Annotated in this window: 16 protein-coding genes; 6 read left to right on the top strand and 10 right to left on the bottom strand. The window is 66.3% G+C overall.

All coding sequences use genetic code 11. The features are described from left to right. Positions 1-501 precede the first annotated feature (501 nt). Positions 502-2,793, top strand: a complete 2,292-nt coding sequence (locus tag AC6CH2_RS04805; protein WP_498268217.1) for a TonB-dependent receptor — start codon at positions 502-504, stop codon at positions 2,791-2,793. Between the two features lie 414 nt (positions 2,794-3,207). Beyond that, positions 3,208-3,690, top strand: coding sequence for a glutathione peroxidase (locus tag AC6CH2_RS04800; RefSeq protein ID WP_435396877.1), 483 nt, complete (start codon positions 3,208-3,210; stop codon positions 3,688-3,690). Positions 3,691-3,811: 121 nt separating this feature from the next. Here AC6CH2_RS04800 and AC6CH2_RS04795 read toward each other — a convergent pair whose 3' ends face one another. After that, complete coding sequence (locus AC6CH2_RS04795) at positions 3,812-5,017, bottom strand: acyltransferase family protein (RefSeq protein ID WP_498268143.1); 1,206 nt, start codon at positions 5,015-5,017, stop codon at positions 3,812-3,814. Positions 5,018-5,169: 152 nt separating this feature from the next. On the opposite strand from AC6CH2_RS04795, the gene AC6CH2_RS04790 reads away from it, so the two are divergent. After that, positions 5,170-6,108 carry a LytR/AlgR family response regulator transcription factor gene (locus AC6CH2_RS04790; RefSeq protein WP_498268142.1) on the top strand — a complete coding sequence of 313 codons (939 nt, stop codon included), beginning with the start codon at positions 5,170-5,172 and terminating at the stop codon, positions 6,106-6,108. Positions 6,109-6,255: 147 nt separating this feature from the next. Here the strand turns inward: AC6CH2_RS04790 and AC6CH2_RS04785 are convergent, their stop codons facing one another. Continuing rightward, complete coding sequence (locus AC6CH2_RS04785; RefSeq protein WP_498268141.1) at positions 6,256-7,065, bottom strand: ferredoxin--NADP reductase; 810 nt, start codon at positions 7,063-7,065, stop codon at positions 6,256-6,258. Positions 7,066-7,358: 293 nt separating this feature from the next. On the opposite strand from AC6CH2_RS04785, the gene AC6CH2_RS04780 reads away from it, so the two are divergent. Further along, the gene (locus AC6CH2_RS04780) at positions 7,359-9,755 is read left to right on the top strand and encodes a Tex family protein (protein ID WP_498268140.1); all 2,397 of its coding nucleotides are present in this window, start codon (positions 7,359-7,361) and stop codon (positions 9,753-9,755) included. A 1,219-nt stretch (positions 9,756-10,974) separates the two neighbouring features. On the opposite strand, the gene AC6CH2_RS04775 is transcribed toward AC6CH2_RS04780, so the two are convergent. The 4 genes from AC6CH2_RS04775 to AC6CH2_RS04760 all read right to left on the bottom strand — a co-directional run bounded on the left by AC6CH2_RS04775 (position 10,975) and on the right by AC6CH2_RS04760 (position 15,018). Then, positions 10,975-12,165 (bottom strand): PQQ-dependent sugar dehydrogenase, encoded by a 1,191-nt coding sequence (locus AC6CH2_RS04775; protein WP_498268139.1) that lies wholly within the window; start codon positions 12,163-12,165, stop codon positions 10,975-10,977. 154 nt (positions 12,166-12,319) lie between these two features. After that, complete coding sequence (locus AC6CH2_RS04770) at positions 12,320-14,209, bottom strand: ABC transporter ATP-binding protein (RefSeq protein ID WP_498268138.1); 1,890 nt, start codon at positions 14,207-14,209, stop codon at positions 12,320-12,322. Positions 14,210-14,290: 81 nt separating this feature from the next. After that, positions 14,291-14,602, bottom strand: coding sequence for an NIPSNAP family protein (locus AC6CH2_RS04765; RefSeq protein ID WP_498268137.1), 312 nt, complete (start codon positions 14,600-14,602; stop codon positions 14,291-14,293). A gap of 110 nt (positions 14,603-14,712) precedes the next feature. Beyond that, positions 14,713-15,018 (bottom strand): hypothetical protein, encoded by a 306-nt coding sequence (locus AC6CH2_RS04760; protein ID WP_498268136.1) that lies wholly within the window; start codon positions 15,016-15,018, stop codon positions 14,713-14,715. A 224-nt stretch (positions 15,019-15,242) separates the two neighbouring features. On the opposite strand from AC6CH2_RS04760, the gene AC6CH2_RS04755 reads away from it, so the two are divergent. Next, positions 15,243-16,802, top strand: a complete 1,560-nt coding sequence (locus AC6CH2_RS04755; protein WP_498268135.1) for a fumarate hydratase — start codon at positions 15,243-15,245, stop codon at positions 16,800-16,802. Positions 16,803-18,535: 1,733 nt separating this feature from the next. Here AC6CH2_RS04755 and AC6CH2_RS04750 read toward each other — a convergent pair. The 3 genes from AC6CH2_RS04750 to AC6CH2_RS04740 form a co-directional block, all read right to left on the bottom strand. After that, complete coding sequence (locus AC6CH2_RS04750) at positions 18,536-19,492, bottom strand: patatin-like phospholipase family protein (RefSeq protein ID WP_498268134.1); 957 nt, start codon at positions 19,490-19,492, stop codon at positions 18,536-18,538. Between the two features lie 593 nt (positions 19,493-20,085). After that, on the bottom strand, positions 20,086-21,243 hold the full coding sequence (locus tag AC6CH2_RS04745; RefSeq protein WP_498268133.1) for a phospholipase A: 1,158 nt from the start codon (positions 21,241-21,243) through the stop codon (positions 20,086-20,088). 123 nt (positions 21,244-21,366) lie between these two features. Then, positions 21,367-21,852, bottom strand: a complete 486-nt coding sequence (locus AC6CH2_RS04740; RefSeq protein ID WP_498268132.1) for a DUF456 domain-containing protein — start codon at positions 21,850-21,852, stop codon at positions 21,367-21,369. Between the two features lie 217 nt (positions 21,853-22,069). Here AC6CH2_RS04740 and AC6CH2_RS04735 point away from each other — a divergent pair, with 217 nt between their 5' ends. After that, positions 22,070-22,279 (top strand): cold-shock protein, encoded by a 210-nt coding sequence (locus AC6CH2_RS04735; protein ID WP_031371474.1) that lies wholly within the window; start codon positions 22,070-22,072, stop codon positions 22,277-22,279. 667 nt (positions 22,280-22,946) lie between these two features. On the opposite strand, the gene AC6CH2_RS04730 is transcribed toward AC6CH2_RS04735, so the two are convergent. Then, positions 22,947-24,056 carry a M35 family metalloendopeptidase gene (locus AC6CH2_RS04730; protein ID WP_498268131.1) on the bottom strand — a complete coding sequence of 370 codons (1,110 nt, stop codon included), beginning with the start codon at positions 24,054-24,056 and terminating at the stop codon, positions 22,947-22,949. Positions 24,057-24,321 lie beyond the last annotated feature (265 nt).

Here is a 24,321-nt window from a genome sequence, read left to right as displayed (position 1 = left end):
ACAGCAAATCCCCGCGCTGCAGGTTGGTTGCCTTCGGCACGGTACGCCGGGCGCTGGCCCCTTTATCGAAGGGGCCGTGGGACTTGTTCTTGACGATTCTGAAAGCCGCATCAAGCCTCAAGCCCGCCCAAGCCCCGAAGATTCAAGGTCCCATCCCGAAGCCCCGAAGCCCCGAAGCCTCGAAGCCTCGAAGCCTCGAGCCCCGAATCCCGAATCCCGAATCCCGAATCCCGAATCCCGAATCCCGAATCCCGAGTCCCGAATTCCGAATCCCGAGTCCCGCCGGCCGGCCATTCGAGCACAGGCTCTTTAATGATTTGGTAACATTCGTCGGTCAATGAGCCGCCACCGGCGCGGGCAGTCCGCGCCACGGCCGTCAAGGGACGGCCCGATCGCCCATCGCCGTACGCGCGTGCCCGAGGGCGCGGGGCGACGGCGGTTTCCCACGAACTGGCGCCCCACGCGCCGCGTCCATCGAGAAACCCGACCATGTTCCAGCACTTGCGTGCTCTCCGCAGCCCTGCGCCCCGTAGTCACGCCCTGGCCGTCGCAATCGGCCTGACCCTCGCTTCCGCTACCGTTTTCGCCCAGGAGCCCGTGCCCGCCGCGGCCGCGCCCGCCGAAGGCGAGGCCAAGACCCTCGATGCGCTGATGGTCACCGCCCAGCGCAAGGTCGAACGCGCCAAGGACGTCCCGGTCGCGCTGACCACGGTCGACCGCGAAAAGCTGCACGTGCTGGGCTCCGGCGGCGGCGACATCCGTTTCCTGTCCGGCCGCCTGCCGAGCCTCAACATCGAGTCCTCGTTCGGCCGCGCCTTCCCGCGTTTCTACATCCGCGGGCTTGGCAATACCGACTTCGACCTCAACGCCTCGCAGCCGGTCTCGCTGGTGTACGACGACATCGTCCTGGAGAACCCGCTGCTGAAGGGGTTCCCGGTGTTCGACCTGGAGAACGTCGAACTGCTGCGCGGCCCGCAGGGCACCCTGTTCGGCCGCAACACCCCGGCCGGCGTAGTCAAGTTCGAGTCGGCCAAGCCGACCCGCGAGCTGGAAGGCTACGGCCAGGTGTCCTACGGCACCTACGGCACCACCAATTTCGAAGGCGCGATCAGCGGCCCGCTGAGCGCCAACTGGTCGGCGCGCGCGTCGGCGATGTACCAGCGCCGCGACGACTGGGTGACCAACACCAACCCGAACGCGCGCGGCAACGGCGAACTCGAAGGCTACGACGAATCGGCCGTGCGCCTGCAGCTGCAGTACGACGGCAGCGACACTTTCAACGCCTTGTTCAACGTGCATTCGCGCCACCTCAACGGCACCGCGCGCCTGTTCCGCGCCATGCTGTTCAAGAAGGGCACGAACGATTTCGCCGACGGTTTCGACATCGACGAGGTCGGCATCGACGGGCGCAACTCGCAGGAGCTCGACAGCTACGGCGCCAGCGCGCGCCTGAGCTGGGAACTGCCGAACGACCTCACTCTGTACTCGATCACCGGCTACGAAACCGCCGACTCGCTGAGCCGCGGCGACATCGACGGCGGCGTCGGCGCGATGTTCCTGCCCGGCGGCAGCACCCCGGCCGGCATACCGTTCGCCGCCGAGTCGGCCGACGGCCTGCCCGACCACCGTCAGTGGACCCAGGAATTCCGCATCGAATCGAGCTATGCGGGCCCGCTCAACTGGCAGGCCGGCCTGTTCTACTTCGACGAAGACATCACCGTCGACAGCCTCAACTACGACACCTTGGCCGGCGGCGTGCAGGCCGGTCATGCCCAGCAGAAGCAGCGCAACAAGGCCTGGGCCGCGTTCGGTTCGCTCGAATACGAGGTGAGCGAGCGCTTCAAGCTGCGCGGCGGCCTGCGCTACACCCAGGACAAGAAGGACTTCAGCGCCAGCGTGCTGCAGAGCGCTCCGTTCGGTGCGCCGGTCTCGGGCCCGTTCAAGGTCCGTACCGACGTGGACGACGTCAGCTGGGACATCAGCGGCGTGTTCCAGGCCACCGCGGACATCAATCTGTACGCGCGCATCGCCAAGGGCTTCCGCGCGCCCAGCATCCAGGGCCGCCTGCTGTTCCAGACCCCGCCGCAGCCGTCGGTCGCCGACGCCGAAAAGGTGATCTCGTACGAAGCCGGCCTCAAGGCCGACCTGTGGGACAAGCGCGCGCGTCTCGGCGTGGCCCTGTTCCGCTACACCGTCGACAACCAGCAGCTCAACGCGGTCGGCGGCGCGCTCAACCAGACCATCCTGGTCAACGCCGACAAGACTCTTGGTCAGGGCGTGGAAGTCGACCTCGACGCCTACCTCACCGACAACCTGATGGTCACCTTCGGCGCGAGCTACAACGACACCGAGATCCAGGACGGCAACCTGTTCGTGGCTCCCTGCGGCGGCGGCTGCACCGTCACCGACCCGACCGTGGTGCGCAACGGCCAGACCCTCGCGGCGATCGACGGCAACCCGCTGCCGCAGGCGCCGAAGTGGGTCTACAACCTCACCGCGCGCTACAGCCTGCCGCTCGCCAACGGCAACGAGTTCTACGTCTACACCGACTGGGCCTACCGCAGCGAAGTGAATTTCTTCTTGTACGAGGCCCGCGAGTTCCGCGGCAAGGACCTGCTCGAAGGCGGCTTGCGCATCGGCTACCAGTGGGACAACGGCCGCTACGACGTCGCCCTGTACGGCCGCAACATCCTCAACGAGAAGCGTGCGGTCGGCGGTATCGACTTCAACAACCTGGTCGGTTTCGTCAACGACCCGCGCATCGTCGGTGCGGAGTTCAAGGCTTCGTTCTGAGCCGAGCCCGCATGTAGCCTTACGAACGGCCCGCCTTGTGCGGGTCGTTCTTTTTTTATGGGGTGAGTGGATGCGCTTGAGAGCCACTGGCTCGCGCATCCATGAACGCCCGGGCACTGTGCGCCCTGGTCGGGCCGGTGAGATTTCAGAGTCATGTTTCGGTAGGGCCCTGGACCTCACCTGGCAAGGATGGCGGAAAGAGCGTTGCAGCAGGGAGTCGCACCTGCAATCTCGTCATCCCCGCGCAGGCGGGGGATGACGGCGACACCAAGGACGCCAGGGCAGACCTGAAACCGTGACGGCGGCGCGAGTCCGCGCCCGAATCTTTGGCCGCGATCGCCAAGCCGCATCCAGCCCCCAGACACCGCCACCGCGAAGCGTTATGGTGCATCCAGTCCCCAGGGAGTCCCCGCGATGACCACCGCCTACGATTTCTCCGCCGTCGACATCGACGGGCAGAACCAGTCGCTCGATCGCTATCGCGGCAAAGTGCTGCTGATCGTCAACGTCGCCTCGAAGTGCGGTTTCACTCCGCAATACACCGGTCTGGAAAAACTCGAGCGCGACTATGCCGCGCGCGGTTTCGAAGTACTGGGCTTCCCCTGCGACCAATTCGGCCACCAAGAGCCCGGCGACGAGGCCGAGATCAAGGAATTCTGCTCGCTGACCTACGAGGTGAGCTTCCCGATGTACGCCAAGATCGACGTCAACGGCGACCAGGCGCATCCGCTGTGGAAGTGGCTCAAGGACGAGAAGGGCGGCTTTCTCGGCATCGACGCGATCAAGTGGAACTTCACCAAGTTCCTGGTCGGCCGCGATGGCAGGGTGATCAAGCGTTATGCGCCGACCGACAAGCCCGAATCGATCGCCGCCGACATCGAGAAAGCGCTGGGCTGAAGCAAGCACTTCACCGGGTAGGAGCGGCGCGAGCCGCTAGCGCGCCGGCGGCCGAAGCTGCGCGGTCGCGGCTTGCGCCGCTCCTACCCCGAAGCTGTCGCGCCCTCTCAGCTATCGGCGATCACGTGGCTTCCGCCGACTGCCGCGGCGCGACGTTGCTCGATGCCGCCAGCTGCGGCCGGTCGCCACTGCGCTTGGCCTTCAGGCCGAAACAGGGCCGCAGCCAGGGTACCCGCCGGATCGCTCCGTGCAACGCCCAGCAACCGAGCACCGTGCCAAGCAGGACGACGGCCGGCTCGGCCGCGGCGCCCAGCTTCAACGGCAGCACCCAATACGCGATCAGTACGATCAGGCTCTGATGCAGCACGTACCAGGGGTAGACCGCCTCGGTGGCCCAGGGCAGCCAGCGGAACGGGCGGTTGAGCAGATGGTGCGACCAGCCCAGGATCGCGCAGATCGCGGTCCAGATGTACAGGCTGCGCACGATCCAGATCGTGTATTGCACGCCGTCGGGCACCTCCTCGGGCAACAGCCGGATCATCGCCAGATAGGCCGCGAACAGCGCCAACGCCCAGCCCAGGCTGCGGCGGCGCAGGCGCAGCAATTCCCGCCACAGGCCGGCCTCGTTGCCGAGCCAATAGCCGTAGAGGAACACGCTGAAATAGATCGCGTGGCGGTACCAGTCGTGGATCAGGTCGCCGGTTTCCTCGAAATGCGGCTGCAGCAGGATCGAGCCGAGCGCCAGCGGCAGCGCCGGCAGCACCATCAGCATCCAGCCGCGCAGCCCCGCCAGCGCGGCGTGGGCGCGGCGGCCGGTGCGGTTGCGGAACAGCGGCAACACCGCGGCGAACACCAGGGTGTAGACCCACAGATAGGCCAGGTACCACAGGTGGTTCCAGGTGAAGCCGTACTCCCAGCCGTCGAAGGCGCCGGCCGGCCAGGGCTGGAAGCGGTAATAGCGCAACAGGAAGTCGATGAAGCCCGGCTCGACCAGGCCGTTCGCCACGCCCTGCGCATACGGCTGGATCGGCACGATCGCCAGGCAGCCGAAGGTCAGCGGCAGCAGCAGGCGCCAGCTGCGCTGGAGCAGGAAGCGGCCGAGCGAGCTGTCGCGCAGCAGGAAGTGCACCGACAGGCCGGAGATCAGGAAGATCAGGTCCATGCGCCAGCGGTTCACGAACAGCATCGGCAGCTGCAGCGCCTCCGACAGATGCGGGCTCTTGAGGTGCCAGCCCCAGTCGGCGACGTAGAGCATGCCCCAGTGGTAGAGGATCAGCAGGGCGAAGGCGAGGGCGCGCAGGGCGTCGATGTCGTATCGGCGTGGCATGGGCGGTCACGGCAGTGGCGGAGCCCACAGCCTGTGGCGACCGGCGCTCGCCGGCGACGGCGGGGTGACCGGTGGCGGTCCGCGGGGACGAATCGCGGTCCCGGGGGACGACCGGTCGTCGCGTCCGACGGCCGCCGGGCGAGAATGCGCGCATGAGCCACCACGTTTCCCCGATCCATGCGGCCGACGCGAGCGCCACCGCCATCCACCCGGCCCATCCGGCGGTCCCGCCGAGCGCCTGGGACCGTTATCAACCCTGGCGCCGCACCGTCGAGATCCTGGGCTGGGTGATCCTGTTCGCGGTCAACGCGGTCGCCGGCAGCCTGACCACCCTGATGGACATCCGCCGGGCCGGCCTCGACATCCCGGCCTGGGCGCCGCCGGTGTGGGAGGGCAGCAGTTGCCTGGTCGCGCTGGCGCTGGTGCCGGCGCTGGTTTGGTACACGCGCCAGGTCCCGTTCCATGTCGATACCTGGCGCCGCGCCCTGTCGCTGCACCTGCTCGGCAGCGTGGCCTGGTCGGTCGCGCACGTGACCGGCATGGTCGCGATCCGCAAGGCGGTGTACGCCGGCCTGGGCGAAAGCTACGACTTCAGCCCCTGGGCGACCGAGTACCTCTACGAATACCTCAAGGACCTGCGCTCCTACGCCTATATGGTCCTGTGGATCGAGGCCTATCGCCTGCTGATGCGGCGCTGGCAGGGCGAGGCCAGCGTGCTGACGGTCGCCGACGACGCGCCGGAACCGGCCGCGCCGGAACGGCCGGAGCGCTTCCTGGTGCGCAAGCTCGGCAAGGAATTTTTGATCGCCGCGGCCGAGGTCGAATGGCTGCAGGCCTCGTCCAACTACGTCAACCTGCACCTGCGCGGCCGCGACTATCCGTTGCGCACCACCATGGCCAGCATCGAGACCCAGCTCGATCCCGCCCGCTTCGTGCGCGTGCACCGCAGCTATATGGTCAACCTGGATTGCGTCGGCGAGATCGAGCCGCTCGAAAGCGGCGATGCGCGCATCACCATGAGCGACGGCACCCGCATCCCCTGCAGCCGGCGCTATCGCGGCGCGCTGCGCCAGGAGCGGCGCGCGGCCTGAGTCGGCGCGGCCGGGGTAGCAGCAGCCGGGGTAGGAGCGGCCGGGGTAGGAGCAGCCGGGGTAGAAGCGGCCCAAGCCGCGATCGCGCCCACGCAACGGCGTCGCTGCTCATGCAGGATATCGCGGCCCCAGGCCGGCCGGGCCGGCTTACTTCTCGACGAAAGCGCGCTCGAAAACGTACTGGCCCGGCGTGCCGATGCGCGGCGAGGCGATGAAGCCGCGCTGGTCGAGCACGCCGCGGAAATCGGCCAGCACCTGCGGGCTGCCGCAGATCATCGCACGGTCGTGCTCGGGGTCGAGCGGCTCGATCCCGAGCAGGTCCATCATCCGCCCGCTTTCCATCATCTCGGTGAGGCGGCCGCGCTGGTCGCGGCCGGCGTACTCGAACGGCTCGCGGGTCACCGCCGGGCAGTACTTGAGCTTGGCGGCGATCTGCTCGCCGAGGAACTCGTGGTGCGGCAGTTCGTTGACGATGTAGTCGCGGTAGGCCAGGTCTTTCTCGTTGCGCACGCCGTGGCAGAGCACGACCTTGTCGAAGCGCTCGTAGGTCTCGGGGTCCTTGATCACCGACAGCCACGGCGCCAGGCCGGTGCCGGTGCCGAGCAGGTACAGGTTGCGGCCCGGGTGCAGGTCGTGGATCAGCAGGGTGCCGGTGGGCTTGCGCCCGATCAGCACGCTGTCGCCGGGCTGGATCGACTTCAGGCGCGAGGTCAGCGGGCCGTTCGGCACCTTGATGCTGAAGAACTCGAGCTGCTCTTCCCAGTTCGCGCTGGCGATCGAATAGGCGCGCAGCAGCGGCTTGTGCGAGCCATCCGCCTGTTCGACCTGCAGCCCGATCATCACGAACTGGCCGTTCTCGAAGCGGAAACCGTCGTCGCGGGTGGTGGTGAAGCTGAAGTAGTCGTCCGTCCAGTGACGGACGTCCAGCACCGTCTCGGTGCCAAAAGCGGAGGACATGCGAGGATCGTTTCGGGTGTAGCGGGGCGCTCATTGTACCCGAGCGATGAGAACGGTTCTTAAAGGCGGGAATGAGTGGAGAGGAGTGAATGGAGAGGAGCGAATGGAGAGGAGCGAATGGAGAGGAGCGAGGAGTGAGCGAGAGCGGCACCGCGACCGGCGACGGCTCTGCTGACCGCTCGCTCCCGTCCGCCCGTCCCGAAAAACCCTGCCCTGTCAATGGGTTTCGCGTTCACGCCGGCATTGCGACAATCGCCCGGTCCCCCGTCAGCGGGGCTAAACGACTGGAAACGATGCAAGACAAGAACACGCAGTCCGCGCCGATCGCCAACAAGATCGCCCAACTCATCGCCGCCGAGATCGGCGCCCAGACCGCCCAGGCCCTGTCCGCCATCGCCTTGCTCGACGAAGGCGCGACCGTTCCCTTCATCGCCCGCTACCGTAAGGAAGTGACCGGCGGTCTCGACGACATCCAGCTGCGCGATCTCGAATCGCGTCTGCGCTATCTGCGCGAGCTCGAAGACCGCCGCGCCGCGGTGCTCGAAAGCATCGCCGAGCAGGGCAAGCTGACCGATGAGTTGCGCGGCGACATCGAGGCGGCCGACAGCAAGGCGCGCCTGGAGGACCTGTACCTGCCGTACAAGCCCAAGCGTCGGACCAAGGCGCAGATCGCCCGCGAGGCCGGCCTGGAGCCGCTCGCCGACGGCCTGCTGGCCGACCCGACCCTGAGCCCGGAGGTCTTCGCCGCCGGTTTCGTCAGCGAGGAAAAACAGGTCGCCGACGTCAAGGCCGCGCTCGACGGCGCGCGCGCGATCCTGATGGAACGCTGGGGCGAAGACGCCAGGCTGGTCGGCGAACTGCGCGGCTGGCTGACCGAGGTCGGGGTGATCCGCGCCCGCGTCGCCGAAGGCAAGGAGGCCGAGGGCGCGAAGTACCGCGACTACTTCGACCACGCCGAATCGCTGGCGAAGATTCCCTCGCACCGCCTGCTGGCGCTGTTCCGCGCCCGCCGCGAAGAAGTGCTGTTCCTCGAACTCGAGCCCGGCGCCGATCCCGAGACCGGCCATGCTTACGCCGAAGGCCGGGTCGCGCTCAATGCCGGCATCTCCGACCAGGGCCGCGCCGCCGACCGCTGGTTGCTCGACGCCTGCCGTCTGACCTGGCGCGCCAAGCTGCACCTGCACCTGCTGCTCGACCTGTTCGGGCAGGCCCGCGAAAAGGCCGAGGCCGAGGCGATCGACGTGTTCGGCGACAACCTCAAGGACTTGTTGCTGGCCGCGCCGGCCGGCCCGCGTGCGGTGCTCGGTCTCGACCCGGGCCTGCGCACCGGGGTCAAGGTCGCGGTGGTCGACGCGACCGGCAAGTTCGTCGCCCACGACACCATCTACCCTCACGAGCCGCGCAAGCAGTGGGACCAGTCCCTGCACACGTTGCGCGCGCTGTGCCTCAAGCACGGGGTCGAACTGATCGCCATCGGCAACGGCACCGCCTCGCGCGAGACCGACAAGCTCGCCGCCGACCTGATCAAGCTCCTGCCGGAAGCCAAACTGACCAAGGCCGTGGTCAGCGAGGCCGGCGCCTCGGTGTACTCGGCCTCCGAATTCGCTTCCAAGGAGTTCCCCGACCTCGACGTCAGCATCCGCGGCGCGGTCTCGATCGCACGGCGCCTGCAGGACCCGCTGGCCGAACTGGTCAAGATCGAACCCAAGGCGATCGGCGTGGGCCAATATCAGCACGATGTCGACCAGTATCGCCTGGCGCGAGCGCTCGACGCCCGCGTCGAGGACTGCGTCAATGCGGTCGGCGTGTACGTCAACACCGCCTCCGCGGCGCTGCTGGCGCGGGTGTCGGGCCTGTCGAGCACGGTCGCCGAGAACATCGTCCGCCACCGCGACGAGAACGGCCCGTTCGCCTCGCGCAAGGCCCTGCTCAAGGTGCCGCGCCTGGGCGAGAAGACCTTCGAGCAATGCGCCGGCTTCCTGCGCATCGTCGGCGGCGAACAGCCGCTCGACGCTTCCTCGGTGCACCCGGAGGCCTATCCGGTGGTCGAACGCATCGTCCAGCAGTGCGGGCGCGAGGTGAAGCAGTTGCTCGCCGACCCGCAGTTCGTACGCAGCCTGAAACCCGAAGCGTTCACCGACGAGAAGTTCGGCGTGCCGACCGTGCGCGACATCCTCAAGGAAATGGAAAAGCCCGGCCGCGACCCGCGTCCCGAGTTCAAGGCCGCGCGTTTCGCCGACGGCGTCGAGGACCTCAAGGACCTGCAGGTCGGCATGATCCTCGAAGGCGTGATCAGCAACGTCGCCGCGTTCGGCGCCTTCGTCGATATCGGCGTGCATCAGGACGGCTTGATCCACATCTCGGCCCTGTCGGACAAGTACGTCAAGGACCCGCGCGAAGTGGTCAAGGCCGGCGACGTGGTCAAGGTGCGGGTGCTCGAAGTCGACATCCCGCGCAAGCGCATCGCCCTGACCCGACGCCTCGACGACGCCGTTCCGGCGCCGCGTCCGCCGGGCGCGGGCGCCGAACGCAGCGAACGCGGAGACCGCAACGGCGGCCGCGGCAACGACCCGCGCGGCGGCCGTCGCGACGCCCCACCGGCACGCGGCGGCTCGTTCGCCCCGAAGGCCGCCGCACCGATGGGCGGCGCCCTGGCGGATGCGTTCGCGAGGGCGAAACAGAAGTCCTGAGTCGTAGGGCTTCGGCTCTTGGCAATCAAAAACCGCCCCTTGAGAAAGGGGGCGGTTTTTTTTGTGGGATGAGTCGAGGGTGTCGTTGACGGAAGCGGCGGAGCTGCCGCTTAGCCTTCGTCTTTGGCTACCGTTGCGGTTGCCGTAAAGATGTTGTGTTGTTGTTGCTGTGCGTCGTTGCGACCTTGCGAAGGCAATCGCAGACCCGGAGGGCGGCCCGCAGGGATGCGGGCCGTTTTTCATCGGGACAGGGATGTCTCGTATGAAAAATCCCTGCGGAGGCACCGCTCGTGCGGGCCTGTGATTCAAAGAGAAGCATTTTTCTTTGGGTACCTTTCTTTTGTTGCTTATGACAAAAGAAAGTAACCCGCCGCTTTAGTGGCGGAAGCTTTGGGTTTGATCTTGATGTTGATCTCAGACGAGAGAGGGACGTCATAAAACCGCCACAGCGATGTCGCGGCTTACGCCGCTCCTACCCTGGCGGAAGCGCGCCGTTTCGGCGAACGGCGGCGGCCCGGTCGTCTCCGCGCGTCCCGCGGTCGCGACTTACGTCGCTCCTACAGGGCGCCTCCGAAGACGACGCAAGATCGAGACATAACGGTCGCGGCTTGCGCCGCTCCTACCCTGGCGGAAGCGCACCGCCTCAGCGAGCGGCGGCGGCCGGTCGTCTCTGCGCGCCCCGGGGTCGCGACTTACGTCGCTCCTACAAAGGCCAAGCCAGCCAATGCATGCCGCGAAAACGCCCCTGTAGGAGCGACGTAAGTCGCGACCGCGACCCCTCAATCTTGCGCCGATGCCGTCGGCAGCTCGTCAGGGTAGGAGCGGCGCGAGCCGCGACATAGCTGCGGCGGTCTGGCGGCGCCTCGATCCGCCACTGCAGATCAAAATCAAACCCAAAGCTTCCGCCACTAAAGCGGCGGGTAACTTTCTTTTGTCCAAAGCAACAAAAGAAAGTCACCAAAGAAAAGTGCTTCTCCTTGCAAGGGCACAAGCCCGCACGATCGAAGCCGACGCAGGGATGCTCCAGACAGGCCATCCATGGCCTGCTTGCGCACGGCCCGCATCCGTGCGGGCCGCCCTCCGGGTCTTCTGTTTACCGGCAAAGCGGCAAAGCAAAACCACAAATCGAAGCAGGACAAAATCACGGCAAGGGCAACGGCAACGGCAATAACGCCAACCGTCAGTCATCAGCCACAACCGCCAACCCCAACCTCAATCATCACTTCTTGCCCGGCGGCTCCAACCTCAGCAACTTGCCCTCGTTCTCGTCGGTCAGCACATACACCTTTCCGTCCGCCGACACCCGCACGTCGCGGATGCGCCAGTCCAGTTCCTTGAGCAGTCGCTCTTCCTTGACGATCTTGTCGCCGTCCAGGCTCAGCCGGATCAGGCTGCCGTCGGCGAGGGCGCCGAGGAACAGGCTGTCGTTCCAGGCCGAGCCGGGCTGGCCGGTATAGAAGGCCATGCCGGACAGGGCCGGGGATTTTTCCCAGACGTGATAGGGCGATTCCAGGCCGGGTTTTTCCTTGCCCTGGGCTTCGGAAATCTTCAGGCCGCTGTAGTCGATGCCGTGGGTGATCAACGGCCAGCCGTAGTTCTTGCCGGGCTGCGGCAGATTGATCTCGTCGCCGCCGCGCGGGCCGTGTTCGGCCTCCCAGACGGTGCCGGTGCGCGGGTCGACGGCGAGCGACTGCATGTTGCGATGGCCATAGCTCCAGATTTCCGGGCGCGCATCCTGTCGGCCGACGAAGGGGTTGTCCTCGGGCACGCTGCCGTCGAGGTTCAGGCGCACCAGCTTGCCCTGCAGTTTGTCGAGTTCCTGCGAGGCCATGCGCTGCTGGCGCTCGCCCTGGGTGATGAAGATATGCCCCTGGTTGTCGAAGGCCAGGCGCGAGCCGAAATGATTCGGACCGACGAGCTTGGGCTGCTGTTGGTAGATCACCTTGACGTCGGCCAGGGCCGCGTCGCCCAGCGTCGCCGAGGCCACCGCGGTGCCGGCGCTGCCGTTGTCGCCCGGCTCGGCGTAGCTGAGGTAGATGCGCTTGCTGCTGGCGAAGTCGGGCGACAGCACGACATCGAGCAGACCGCCCTGGCCCTCGGCCCAGACCGCGGGTACGCCGGAGATCGGCGCCGAAATCGCCCCGTTGGCAGCGACATGCCGCAGGCGGCCGGGACGTTCGGTGACCAGGAAACCGCCGTCGGGCAACAACGCGACCGCCCAGGGATGTTCGAAGCCCGAGGCGATCTCGGTGACGCGCACCTCGCCGAGTTCGCTCTTGACCTGGTGCGTGGCTTGTTGCGCCGGCGCCGCCCGGGCGGTCGCGGCCTCGGCGGCCTGGTCGCGCTGGCAGGCCGCCAGGCTCAGCAACAGGGCGAGGGAAAGGACGCTGCGATGAAGAATCGGGATCATGTGCGCTCCTGGTTCGGTGGGTAGCGAGCGGGTGAGGTCGCGAACGGAGGCCGCTCGGCGACGGCGCGCCCACCATAGCCGCCGCCCGGCGCTGGGACAACGAGGCGTGCGAACAGTTCCGCCCGAGCCGCCGCGGCCGGGCGTCGCCGCGCGCTCAACGGTAGCCGGCGGCCTGCAGCTCGAACAGCTCGGCGTAGCGCCCGCCCTGGGCGAGCAGCTCGACGTGAGTGCCGCTGGCTTCCACGCGGCCTTCGGCCAGCACCAGGATGCGATCGGCCATGCGCACGCTCGAGAAGCGGTGCGAGATCAGCACCGCGGTCTTGTCGGCCGACAATTCCTTGAAGCGCTGGAAGACTTCGAACTCCGAGCGCGCATCGAGGGCCGCGGTCGGCTCGTCGAGGATCATCACCTGCGCATCGCGCATGTAGGCGCGTGCGATCGCGATCTTCTGCCATTGCCCGCCGGACAGGTCGACGCCGGTCTTGAAGCGGCGGCCGATCAACTGGTCGTAGCCGCGCGGCAAGTTTTCGATGACTTCGTCGGCCATGCCGCGCCGGGCCGCTTCGCGGATGCGCGCGGCGTCGCCCATGGCATCGATCTGGCCGACGCTGATGTTCTCGCCGGCGGTCAGGTGATAACGGACGAAGTCCTGGAAGATCACCCCGGTGTTGGCGCGTAGCTCGTCGAGGTCGTAGTCGCGCAGGTCGCGACCGTCGAGCAGGATGCGGCCTTCGTCGGGGTCGTAGAGGCGCGCAAGCAGCTTGACCAGGGTGGTCTTGCCGGCGCCGTTCTCGCCGACCAGAGCCAACACTTCGCCGGCGCGCAGTTCGAAGTCGAGCCCGCGCAAGGCCCAGTGCTCGGCGTCGGGATAGCGAAAGCCGACGTTTTCGAACACGAAGCCTTGGCGGATCGGTTTCGGTACCGCGAGCGGGTCGGCCGGCGAGACGATCTCCGGCTGGATCTCGAAGAACGAGAACAGGTCTTCCAGGTACAAGGCCTGGCCGGCGACTTGCGAGAAGCCGATCAGCAATCCTTCCAGCAACTGGCGCAGGCGCAGGAAGCTGCCGGCGAGGAAGGTCAGGTCGCCGATGCTGAAATCGCCGCGCACCGTGCGCCAGGCGATATAGCCGTAGGCGATGTAGTAACCCAGGGTGCCGAGCCCGGCCAGCACCGTGCCCCACAGGGCGCGGCGGCGGGCGAGGGCACGGTTGGCCTTGAAGAACTTGTCGGCCAGCTCGCGATACTTCGCGATCAGGAAGCGGTGAAGATTGAAGATCTTCACTTCCTTGGCGGTCTCGACGCTGGCGCCCATCTGGCGGACGTATTCGAGCTGGCGCCGTTCCGGGGTCCAGGCGAAATTGAGCGAGTAACCCAGGGCGTTGAAGTGTGCCTCGCCGATGAAGGCCGGGATCAGCGCCACTGCAAGCAACAGGATCAACCAAGGTGCGTAGACCAGCAGGCCGATCGCGAAACTGACCACGGTGATGCTGTCCTGGACCTGGCCGAACAGCTGGCTCATCAGGTTCATGCGGCCCATGGTCTGGCGGCGCGCGCGGTCGAGCTTGTCCTGCAGGTCGGGGTCTTCGAAGTCTTCGAGATCGAGGGTCGCGGCGTGCTCCATCAGGCGCACGCTGGTGGCGTTGGTGAACAGTTCCGACAGCAGCGCATCGCCGTAGGCGACGATGCGCCCGAGCAGGTCGGAACCGATCGCCAGGCCGAACTCGAGCGCGAGCAGGGCCAACAAGGTGTCCAACTGGCCGCCGGCCCAGGCCGAGGACAGCGATTCGAAGCCCGGGTCGGTGGCGACCAGGCGCACCGCCTCGTCGATGATCAGCTTGCCGACGTACAGGGTCAGCACCGGCAACAATGCGCGGACCAGGCGCAGGCCCAGGGTGATCAGGGTCAGCGCCGGGCTGGTCGCCCAGATCTGCCTGAGGAAGGGGCGCAGGTTGCGCAAGGCATCGAAGCGCTCGCGCAGGCTGGGCTTGCCGCCGTCGGCTTTCGGTTGCCGGGCCGACGGGCTCGCGTCACTGGATGTGCTCATGCGGCGATTGTGCCCAAGAACCGGCTCGCAGGGTGGTGGCCCGGTCGCCGATCGAGCCGCGGCGACCCGTTCGGCGGAGGCTCAGTCGGGTTTGAACACCGGGCGGAAGAAGCTGCGCTCGTAGCTGAGGATGAAACGCTTCTCCTGCGCATAGGCGAAGGCGGCCTGGCAGTCGGGATCGTCGAAGGAGCGCCTGCGGTAGTCCTCGTACGCGGCCAGGCTCGGGAACGAGAACATCGCCAGGGCGATGTTGTTGCTGCCTTCGGACGGCATGAAATAGCCGTGGTGCCGGCCGCCGAATTTCTCGACCAGGGCGATCCAGAGCTTGCCGTAATGCTCGAACTCGGCCAGTTGGTAAGGGTCGACGACGTAGCGCAGATAGCAGGTGATCATGGGTGGGTAGTTCCGGGATTGCGAAAGCGGAAGGGCCATCTTGCCCGAAGCGGCATCGGTTTCAGCGAAGGGCGCGGCCGATCCGCCCGTGCAGCTTTGCGCCGTGTCGCTCAAAGCGCCTGTCCCAATCTGAAGATCGGCAGGTACATCGCGGCCATCGTCAGCGCCCCCGCACCGATGCCGGCGATGCCGCCGAACAGCAACGCGGCCAGATCCCGGCGCCGCTTCGGCCGCAGCATCCACAGCGCCGCCACCAGCAGCGGCAACGGACACAACGCCCAGGGATAGTCGATGAAAGCCAGCGTGAGCCACGCCAGGTCCATGCTGAAGATCGCGAACATCGGCTCGAACCGCGGCACCAGCAGCAGCGGGCCGACGCCGCCGAAAGCGGTCAGCACCAGGCCGACGATCAGCATGGCGGGGTTGGACCGGGCTGGATCAAGGCCGGCCGGCGCTTGCGGCTCCGGCGAGGTTTGCGGGGACGAATAAGGCACGAGCGACCAGGGCAGCGGCCGGGACAGCGGCCAGCTTAGCCGTGTCCCTGGCGCCCGGCCCAGCCTGCGGGGCTCGCGGCCGGCGCAAGGCCCCGACCGGGCCGGACAGGTAGAATGGCGGTCCCCACCGCCAGCCTACGCCCGCCGTGACCGCCTCCCAGTCCCATGCCGTTTCCGCCGCGAGCGGACCCGTCGTCATCCACCAGGACGACCTGATCCAGTCCGTCGCCGATGCGCTTCAGTACATCAGCTACTACCACCCGGTCGACTACATCAAGAACCTCGCCGCCGCCTACGAGCGCGAGGAAAGCACCGCGGCCAAGGACGCGATCGCGCAGATCCTGATCAACTCGCGCATGTGCGCCGAAGGCCACCGGCCCATCTGCCAGGACACCGGCATCGTCACGGTGTTCCTCGAAATCGGCATGGACGTGCGCTGGGACGGTGCGACCATGGGCGTGGAGGACATGGTCAACGAGGGCGTGCGCCGCGCCTACAACCACCCCGACAACAAGCTGCGCGCGAGCGTGCTCGCCGACCCAGCCGGCAAGCGCAGCAACACCAAGGACAACACCCCGGCGGTGGTCAACGTCAAGGTCGTGCCGGGCAATACCGTCGAGGTGATCGTCGCCGCCAAGGGCGGCGGTTCCGAGGCCAAGTCCAAGTTCGCCATGCTCAACCCCTCCGACTCGATTGTCGACTGGGTGCTCAAGACCGTGCCGACCATGGGCGCGGGCTGGTGTCCGCCGGGCATGCTCGGTATCGGCATCGGCGGCACCGCCGAGAAGGCGATGCTGTTGGCCAAGGAAGCGCTGATGGAGCCGATCGACATCACCGACCTGCAGGCGCGCGGCGCAAGCAATCGCGCCGAAGAGCTGCGCCTGGAACTGTACGAGAAGGTCAACGCGCTAGGCATCGGCGCACAGGGGCTCGGCGGCCTGACCACGGTGCTCGATATCAAGGTCAAGGACTACCCGACCCATGCCGCCAACTTGCCGGTGGCGATGATCCCGAACTGCGCGGCCACCCGCCATGCGCATTTCACCCTCGACGGCAGCGGCCCGGTCGCACTCGATCCGCCCTCGCTGGAAGACTGGCCGAAGCTGACCTACGACTCCTCCAAGGGCCGCCGCGTCGATCTCGACACGGTCACCGCCGACGAGGTCGCCAGCTGGAAGCCCGGCGAAGTGCTGCTGCTCAACGGCAAGCTGCTGACCGGCCGCGACGCCGCGCACAAGCGCATGGTCGACATGCTCAACAAGGGCGAGGCGCTGCCGGTCGATTTCAACGGCCGCTTCATCTATTACGTGGGCCCGGTCGATCCGGTGCGCGACGAAGTCGTCGGCCCGGCCGGCCCGACCACCGCCACGCGCATGGACAAGTTCACCGAACAGGTGCTCGCGCAGACCGGCCTGCTCGGCATGGTCGGCAAGGCCGAGCGCGGCCCGGTCGCGATCGAGTCGATCAAGAAGCACCGCTCGGTGTATCTGATGGCGGTCGGCGGCGCGGCGTACCTGGTGTCGAAGGCGATCAAGGCCTCGCGCGTGGTCGGCTTCGCCGATCTCGGCATGGAAGCGATCTACGAGTTCACCGTGCAGGACATGCCGGTGACGGTCGCGGTCGATTCGGCCGGCGAGTCGGTGCACAGGACCGGGCCGAAGGAATGGCAGGCGCGGATCGGCAAGATTCCGGTGGTGGTGGAGTAAGCCTGGGGTTCGTTTTCGCCTTCTTCGTTTTGGCCTTGGCGAGCCGCGACTTTCGTGTATCCACGCAACGCCCGGCCTGGTGCCGGGCGTTGTCGGGTCTGTCTCTTTCACACGCGTTTCCCGAGCATACGGCCGCGCAGGCACCCTGTAGGAGCGGCGCAAGCCGCGACATCGCCGCGACGGCCTTGCGACGTCTCGATCTGACAGATGGAGCGCTTTTGCCTGTGTAAGAGCGACGTGAGTCGCGACCGCGGGACGCGCAAAATCCGCAATACCTGCGTCGTCGATCGAAGTGTTGATCTGTTGCAGGGTAGGAGCGGCGCGAGCCGCGACATCGTTGTGACGGTCTTGCGGCGGATTCTTCGTGGAAGATCAAGATCAAGATCAAACCCAAAGCTTCCGCCACTAAAGCGGCGGGTTACTTTCTTTTGTCTAAAGCAACAAAAGAAAGGTAACCAAAGAAGTGGCTTTGTTTTGAATCAAGGGCCCGCACGAGCGATGCCGATGCGGTGATTTTTCATACGGGACCTCCCTGTCCCGATGAAAAACGGCGCGCATCCCTGCGCGCCGCCCGCCGGGTCTTCTGCTGCCTTCGCTAGTGCGAGACGGCGCACAGCCAAAGCCACGGCCAGGGTCAGAACACGAGATCGGTTGCGACGCCGCCAACCCCTGTAGGAGCGACGTGAGTCGCGACAGCGGGTGCGCAGAGGACGCAGGGCTGACGTTATTAATAGAAGCGACGTGCTTTCGCTGGGGTAGGAACGGCGCGAGCCGCGACATCGTTGTGACGGTCTTGCGGCGGATTCTTCGTGGAAGATCAAGATCAAACCCAAAGCTTCCGCCACTAAAGCGGCGGGTTACTTTCTTTTGTCTAAAGCAACAAAAGAAAGGTAACCAAAGAAGTTGCTTTGTTTTGAATCAAGGGCCCGCACGAGCGGTGCATGCGCAGGGCTTTTTCATACGGGACATCCCTGTCCCGATGAAAAACGGCGCGCATCCCTGCGCGCCGCCCGCCGGGTCTTCTGCTGCCTTCGCTAGTGCGAGACGGCGCACAGCCAAAGCCACGGCCAGGGTCAGAACACGAGATCGGTTGCGACGCCGCCAACCCCTGTAGGAGCGCGCAAGCCGCGACCGCGAATCTACGGTTGCCGGCGCGGGCATTCGGGTTTGCGTGGTCGCGGCTTGCGCCGCTCCTACCCAAGAGCAGACTCGAATCGTCTGCCGCTGCCGTGATTTTGGTTTGCCGCTTTGCCGGCCAAGAGTAGACCCGGAGGGCGGCCCGCAGGGATGCGGGCCGTGCGCAAGCAGGCCATGGATGGCCTGTCTGGAGCATCCCTGCGTCGGCATCGATCGCGCGGGCCTGTGATTCAAAACAAAGCATTTTTCTTTGGTTACCTTTCTTTTGTTGCTTTAGACAAAAGAAAGTAACCCGCCGCTTTAGTGGCGGAAGCTTTGGGTTTGATCTTGATATTGATCTTGATCTCGTTCGATGAGCGATACGCCGCAAGACCGCTGCAGCGCTGTCGCGGCTTGCGCCGCTCCTACCCCTGGCGAAGGCGCGCGGCTTCAATGAACGGCGTCGGCCTTGGTCCTTCTGCGCGTTCCGCGGTCGCGGCTCGCGCCGCTCCTACCCTGGCGAAGGCCCGTCGCCTCGATAAACGACGATCGCCCCGTTATCTATGCGCGTCCCGCGGTCGCGACTTACGTCGCTCCTACACGGAGCCGTGGCCATCTCAAAGCCGCTTCACCAACTGCGCCAACATCTTCTTAGTCGCCGGACGGGTCAGGTATTCGCTCGACAAGATCGCCAGTGCGGAAAGGTTGGTCGCGCTGGTGTCGTCGAGGTCGTCCAGGCCGACCAGCAGTTCGGTCTGCATGCGGTAATAGCCATCGCCGACCAGTTGCCTGGCGATGTAGTCGACCGAGTCGGTGTTGCCGTCGAACAGCACGTCGATGATCGGCACTGCCCATTCCAGCGCGCCCCATTCGCGCGCCGAGTGCAGGTCGATGCTGCGGGTGCGCTCGCCGGTGCCGACCGACAGCACCACCAGGTCGCGGCTGTTGTCGACCTGGGCGTCCTTGCGCATGGCTTCGGCGATGGCGCATGCGGTCGGGTTGTTGGCGACCACGCCGCCGTCGATCAGGGCGCAGGCCCGGCCCTGGATCTTCATCGGATGGGCCGGGAAATAGGTCGGCGCGGCCGACGAGGCACGGCAGACTTCCCACACCGGCAGGTCGCGATGGGCCGCATCGAAACTCTTGAAGATCACCGGCGTGCGCGAGATCGTGTCGTAGCTCGTGACCAGCACCCGCGCCTGGAGCTGGCCGAGAGTGGCCTTGCCGAACACCTTCCTGAGCACTTTTTCCAGGCCGACGCCGTCGTAGCGCGGCGCCGACAGGCCGGCATAGAACATCCGCCCGGTGCGCGACCACAGGCGCCCGGCCATGCCTGGAAAGATCAGGTGGCGCTGGTCGCGATACAGCTCGGCCAGGGTCGCCGGGCTCAGCCCGTGGGCCAGGCCGCAGGCGACGAGCGCGCCGGTCGAACTGCCGGCGATCAGGTCGAAACTCTCGACCAGGCCGGGCTTTCCGGACTGGGCCAGCGCCCGCTCGACGCCGTCGAGCCAGTGGCAGCTCACCAAGCCGCGTATGCCTCCGCCGTCGAGCGAAAGAATGCGCCGCATCTTCATCGGGGTTCTCCGTCGATCCCTACAGACTAACGCAGCCCGGCCGCGAGCCAGGTTATACGCCGTCGCAGTTCGCTCATGCGCCAGCGGGTCGCCGTTGCCGTTGCCGTGGCCGTTGCCGTGGCCGTGATTTTGATCTGCTCTGCGCCTTGCCGGTCAACAGAAAACCCGTAGGGCGGCTCGCAGGGAAGCGGGTCGTGCGCAAGCAAGCCAGGGATGGCCTGTCTGGAGCATCCCGGCGTCGGCTTCGATCGCCCGGGCTGGTGCCCTTGCAAGGAGAAGCACTTCTTTGGTGACTTTCTTTTATTGCTTTGGACATAAGAAAGTTACCCGCACCCTTTAGGGGGCGGAAGCTCTGCTACTGATATTGCTTCACCGCCCTGCGGCAAGAAGCGCCGCGACCGGAGGCGACGCGGTCGCGGCTTGCGCCGCTCCTACCCTGGCGATAACACGCCGTTCCGATAGACGACAGCGGCCTTGGCGCTTCTGCGCGTGCCTTGGGCGCGACTGACGTCGCTCCTTCAGTGGAGGCTCTGCATCCGCTTGATGATGCGCCGCAAGACCGGCACGGCGCGGTCGCGGCGGCCGCTACGAACTCAATACCACTCCAGCAACGACACGCCCAGGCCGATGTAGGTCGCGCGATGGTTGTAGTCGATCATGCTCTCGCCGTAGCCGTCGAAGATCTGCAGATGGCCGCGCAACTGGTTGTGGATCGGGAAGCCCCAGTCGAATTGCAGCGCGCCGTGCGAGCGGTCGCCGCCGCGCATCGAGTGGCGCGCCATCAGCGAGAACTCGTGGCCGCCGCGGCGATGCACCACGGTGAGGTCGCCGCGGCCGATGTAATCCTCGATGTCCGGATTGTCGTCGTCGTTGCCGTCCGACAGGCGCCACCACGGCCGCAGCATCACCGCCCAGTTTTCGCGGTCCAGGCCGACGTTGGCGATGACCCGGTTCCAGCTGCGCGAGAACGGATCGGTGCGGCCGTTGGACTGGTGATTGATGCCGATCGCCGCCATGCGCCCGTTCCAGCCGCCGATGCGGTAGTTGTTGCGGAACACCAGCAGCACTTCCGGCTCGTAGTTGGTTTCGCGGAAGGGGCGCGAGTCCTCGCCGTTGTAGACCTGCCAGCGCGAGCTTTGGGTGTAGCCCATCCACACATCGCCGTTGTCGCCGAACAAGTTCTCGACCGCCTTGGTCTTGAAACTGATCTGGAACTTGGCTTCGATGTCCTTGAGCGACTGCGGCTCGGTCACGGTGTTGCGCGGATTCGGCGACGACGGCAGCGTATTCGGGTCGTCGTTCCAGAACACCGGCAGCAGATACACCGGCTTGTAGGCGCGGAAGTTGAACACGCCGAGCTTGGAGTCCTTGGCCAGCTCCCAGCGGCTGTCGAGCAGGCCGCCCTTGCCGGCGTTGGCAATGGCGCTGTCGAGCGGGTCGTCGTGGCTGAAGACGCTGCCCGACAGCGCGCGCTTGGCCCGTTCGCCGACTGTGGGCCTGGCTTCGCCGGCGATCTCGTCGCCGACCTCGAGGTTCTGCTGGATCGCCTTGGCTTCCTTGGCCGCGATGTCGGCCTGGCGTGCGCCGTCGGCGGCACGGCCGAGCGCGGCGTCGTAACAGGCCAGGCGATCGGCGTTGCTGGTGATCGCCACGCAGGCTTCCGGGGTGGCCGCCTGCGGCGCGCTCTGGGCGCAGGCGAGCATGGGGGCGCTGGCCAGCGCGACGGAGATCAGACTGCGTTGCAGGGACATGGCGACACTCACGTGTAGGGATCGCGAACGACAAAACCGGTGCAGTCTTGCATCCGGATGCGAACAAGGCGTGAACCGCGCCGCAGCACGGGCTGCGGCGCGGTTCACGCTAACGAGGTTGCATCAGAAGAACCAGGCGAAGGCGAACAGTCCGACCATGGCGAAGGCCAGGCCCAGCTTGAGCACGGTGCCGGCGACGATGCCGACCCAGGTGCCGACGCCGACCTTGGTCGCCTGGCTGAGCTGGCGGGTGTGGATCAACTCGCCGGCCAGGGCGCCGACGAAGGGGCCGATGAACACGCCGACCAGGCCGAAGGCCAAGCCGGCGAAGGTGCCGATGATCGAGCCGACGATCGCCAGCTTGCTCGCCCCGACCCGTTTGGCCCCCATCGCGGTGGCCGCGAAATCCACGCCCATCGACAGCACCGTCAGCAGGCCGAGGATGACCAGCACCACCCAGCCGACTTTCTCGAACCCGGATACCCAGGAAGCCAGCACCATCCCGGCGAAAACCAGGGGCAGGCCGGGCAGGGCGGGAAGCACCGTTCCGACCATTCCGACGACCACCAGCACCCCGGCCAAAATGTAATAAAACGTATCCAAATTCATGCCGAATCCCTTGTCCGGACAGGCTGTCCGGGCTGTTTGCATTTTGGCCCATGTCGGGGTACGTTGCGGTCGCTGCGTTTGCCAAGGGTCACCGTGAATCGTGGCCCCGATGCGGTAGATCCACCGATCCGCTACATCGTTGCACCTCGCTTCCTCCTTGCAACCAGCACGCGACGAAGGTCGTGTTAACAACTCACGTTCCAGGGAGAGAGTAGCGATGTCCGGCAAAGAAACGGGAACCGTCAAGTGGTTCAACGATGCCAAGGGTTTTGGCTTCATCAGCCGTGAGAACGGCGAAGATGTCTTCGTGCATTTCCGCGCGATCCAATCCCAGGGCTTCAAGAGCCTGAAGGAAGGCCAGAAGGTCTCCTTCACCGTCGTCCAGGGCCAGAAGGGCCTGCAGGCCGACGCGGTCGAACCGCTGTAAAGCTCGCACCGACAGTTGCTGCGGTCTTCATCGCAGCGCACAGCCTCAGAAAAGCCCGGCTCCGGCCGGGCTTTTTGCTGTGTTTTTCTTGATTTTCGTCACAGTTCCGCATATTGACCGCCGCGCTCGGGACCGATCGCAACAGTCGCGCCGGCTCGGGTTTCGTGGAACCGGCCGCGCGGGCCGGCGAGGCTTCCGGCGACACGTCCCTGCCACCTGCGCCGGTTTCGATTTGTATCGATTGAATGCACTCGGCGAGGCTGCGGCATGGTCGCCGCCACCGCGTCGCCGGTCATTGCGCATGAGCGCACCAGCGAAAAACGCCGGGGGCACTAAGCCCCCGGCAACCCGACGGCTGTCGTGCCGTCCGCGTCCCTGCCGTTGTTGCCCGCGGACGGCGCTTGCATCGCCCACGTCGCCGCGCTTCCGTACCTCCGCGGAAGGAGCCCCGCACGGCGGCCGAGCCTCGTCTCCCGGTCGCCGCCTCACGCCGTCCTGGCGCGTTCGATCCGCATCCCGCGGAAGGCTCGCGATGATCGAACGCACGAGTCCGGCGAGTGGGGTCGAGCACGGGCGGATTTCGCATCGGCCGTGGCATCCAACGCGAACGGCCCGCCGTAGCGGGCCGTCCGGAGCTCGAGGGTGCATCGCCGCGCGGCGGCGCGACTCAGTTCTGGAACGGGGTGTTTTCGGCGAAGTACTCGTGATTGTCGGCGTTGTCGAGCGCGGCGCTCGGGTTGCTGTTGGCGAGGCTCTTCGCTGCGCTCTGGCCATAGGCGTGATCGTCGGTGCCGGCGACGACGGTGAAGTGGCTCATCTCGTGGATCAAGGTGCCGGCCTTGGAGTCGGTACCGGTCAGCGGCGCGTTCCAGAACGCATTGCAGACATAGATCTGGTACGGCTGGTTCGGATAGACGTAGGCATAGGCGCTGCTGTTGCAGCCGCAGTTGATGGTGATCTGCCCGTTGCTCTGGTCGATCGCCGAATCGATCGCAGCGAAGTGCGAGCGCGCGGTGCTGTAGCGGGTGGAGGTGTAGGCGCCGAACCAGGTGGTGTAGCGCGGGCCGACGGTGCCGGCATTGAGATAGCCCTTGGCGTTCTCGGCGTAATTGCGCGCGGCGTTGACCGCCTGACCGGCCGAACTCGTGCGCGAGGTGGTGCAGCCGACGTAGTTGACGCCGTTGACTACCGCGCTCGGGCCGACCGGCGGTTTCTTCGCCGACGGCGAGGCCCTGCTGCCGCCCAGTTGGTCGAGACCGTCGACCCACAGGCTCAGCGGCGCGCTCTGCGCGCTCATCGGCAAGCCGTTGGGCTGGTGCAGCATCACCCGGTCGGAGGTCGAGGCGTGCTGCAGCGGCGCGTTGAAGCTGACCACGTATCGGCCGGTCTGCGACAGGTCGTAACCAGCCGACAGATCGATCACCCGGCGGTAGGTCTGGCCCGGCTGCAGGATCGCGAAATCCTCGGCCTGCGGCAGGCCGCGCTTGACCATCGCGCCCTCGTAGGCGACCGGCCGGCCGTTGTAGCTGATGTTGAACAGCTTGGCGTCGAACTGGTCCGACGGCAACTGCCACTTCGGCAGGCGTACGGCCTTGCGGCTGGTGTTGGTGATGCTGATCTCGACCGAGCCGAGGAAATCGTCGGCGGCGCCGGAGACGGCGATCATGCCGACGCGCAGCGGATTGTTCTGTGCCGCGCCGGGTGCGGCGACGGCGGCTGCAATGGCGCCGGTAAGCACGGCACTCGCGGAAACCAGATGCACGAAGCGAAGTTTCATTCCACGATCTCCTGATGTTGCGATGGGCGGGGTCCGGTGGCGGACTGGAAAACCCTAACCGAAGGCAAGATCGTGCAACGCGCGATAAGTGCGCCAGTTCCGCGCCTAATCGTGATGCGGGTCGTGAACGCGAAGCGCGGCGCGCGCGCAAAAAAACGGCCCGCGATGCGGGCCGTTTTTTTCGCTGCCTATCGTTACATTGTTACATCGCGAGGCGGGGGCGATGCCGCCCGATCCGCGTTCGATCGCGGTGCCCGATTACGAC

The organism is Lysobacter sp. GQ73 (assembly GCF_059758755.1).
Note: the sequence above shows the minus strand (reverse complement) of the source record. Positions and strands in the feature narration are given on the sequence as shown.

Excerpts from the sequence above, each read along its gene's own strand:
- AC6CH2_RS04760 (WP_498268136.1), bottom strand. The coding sequence starts at position 15,018 with ATGCTGATCGTCGGCCTGGTGCTGACCGCTTTCGGCGGCGTCGGCCCG.
- AC6CH2_RS04795 (WP_498268143.1), bottom strand. The coding sequence starts at position 5,017 with ATGCCACGCCGATACGACATCGACGCCCTGCGCGCCCTCGCCTTCGCC.
- AC6CH2_RS04740 (WP_498268132.1), bottom strand. The coding sequence starts at position 21,852 with ATGAATTTGGATACGTTTTATTACATTTTGGCCGGGGTGCTGGTGGTC.
- AC6CH2_RS04730 (WP_498268131.1), bottom strand. The coding sequence starts at position 24,056 with ATGAAACTTCGCTTCGTGCATCTGGTTTCCGCGAGTGCCGTGCTTACC.
- AC6CH2_RS04790 (WP_498268142.1), top strand. The coding sequence starts at position 5,170 with ATGAGCCACCACGTTTCCCCGATCCATGCGGCCGACGCGAGCGCCACC.
- AC6CH2_RS04745 (WP_498268133.1), bottom strand. The coding sequence starts at position 21,243 with ATGTCCCTGCAACGCAGTCTGATCTCCGTCGCGCTGGCCAGCGCCCCC.
- AC6CH2_RS04785 (WP_498268141.1), bottom strand. The coding sequence starts at position 7,065 with ATGTCCTCCGCTTTTGGCACCGAGACGGTGCTGGACGTCCGTCACTGG.
- AC6CH2_RS04770 (WP_498268138.1), bottom strand. The coding sequence starts at position 14,209 with ATGAGCACATCCAGTGACGCGAGCCCGTCGGCCCGGCAACCGAAAGCC.
- AC6CH2_RS04775 (WP_498268139.1), bottom strand. The coding sequence starts at position 12,165 with ATGATCCCGATTCTTCATCGCAGCGTCCTTTCCCTCGCCCTGTTGCTG.
- AC6CH2_RS04800 (WP_435396877.1), top strand. The coding sequence starts at position 3,208 with ATGACCACCGCCTACGATTTCTCCGCCGTCGACATCGACGGGCAGAAC.
- AC6CH2_RS04765 (WP_498268137.1), bottom strand. The coding sequence starts at position 14,602 with ATGATCACCTGCTATCTGCGCTACGTCGTCGACCCTTACCAACTGGCC.
- AC6CH2_RS04750 (WP_498268134.1), bottom strand. The coding sequence starts at position 19,492 with ATGAAGATGCGGCGCATTCTTTCGCTCGACGGCGGAGGCATACGCGGC.
- AC6CH2_RS04780 (WP_498268140.1), top strand. The coding sequence starts at position 7,359 with ATGCAAGACAAGAACACGCAGTCCGCGCCGATCGCCAACAAGATCGCC.
- AC6CH2_RS04735 (WP_031371474.1), top strand. The coding sequence starts at position 22,070 with ATGTCCGGCAAAGAAACGGGAACCGTCAAGTGGTTCAACGATGCCAAG.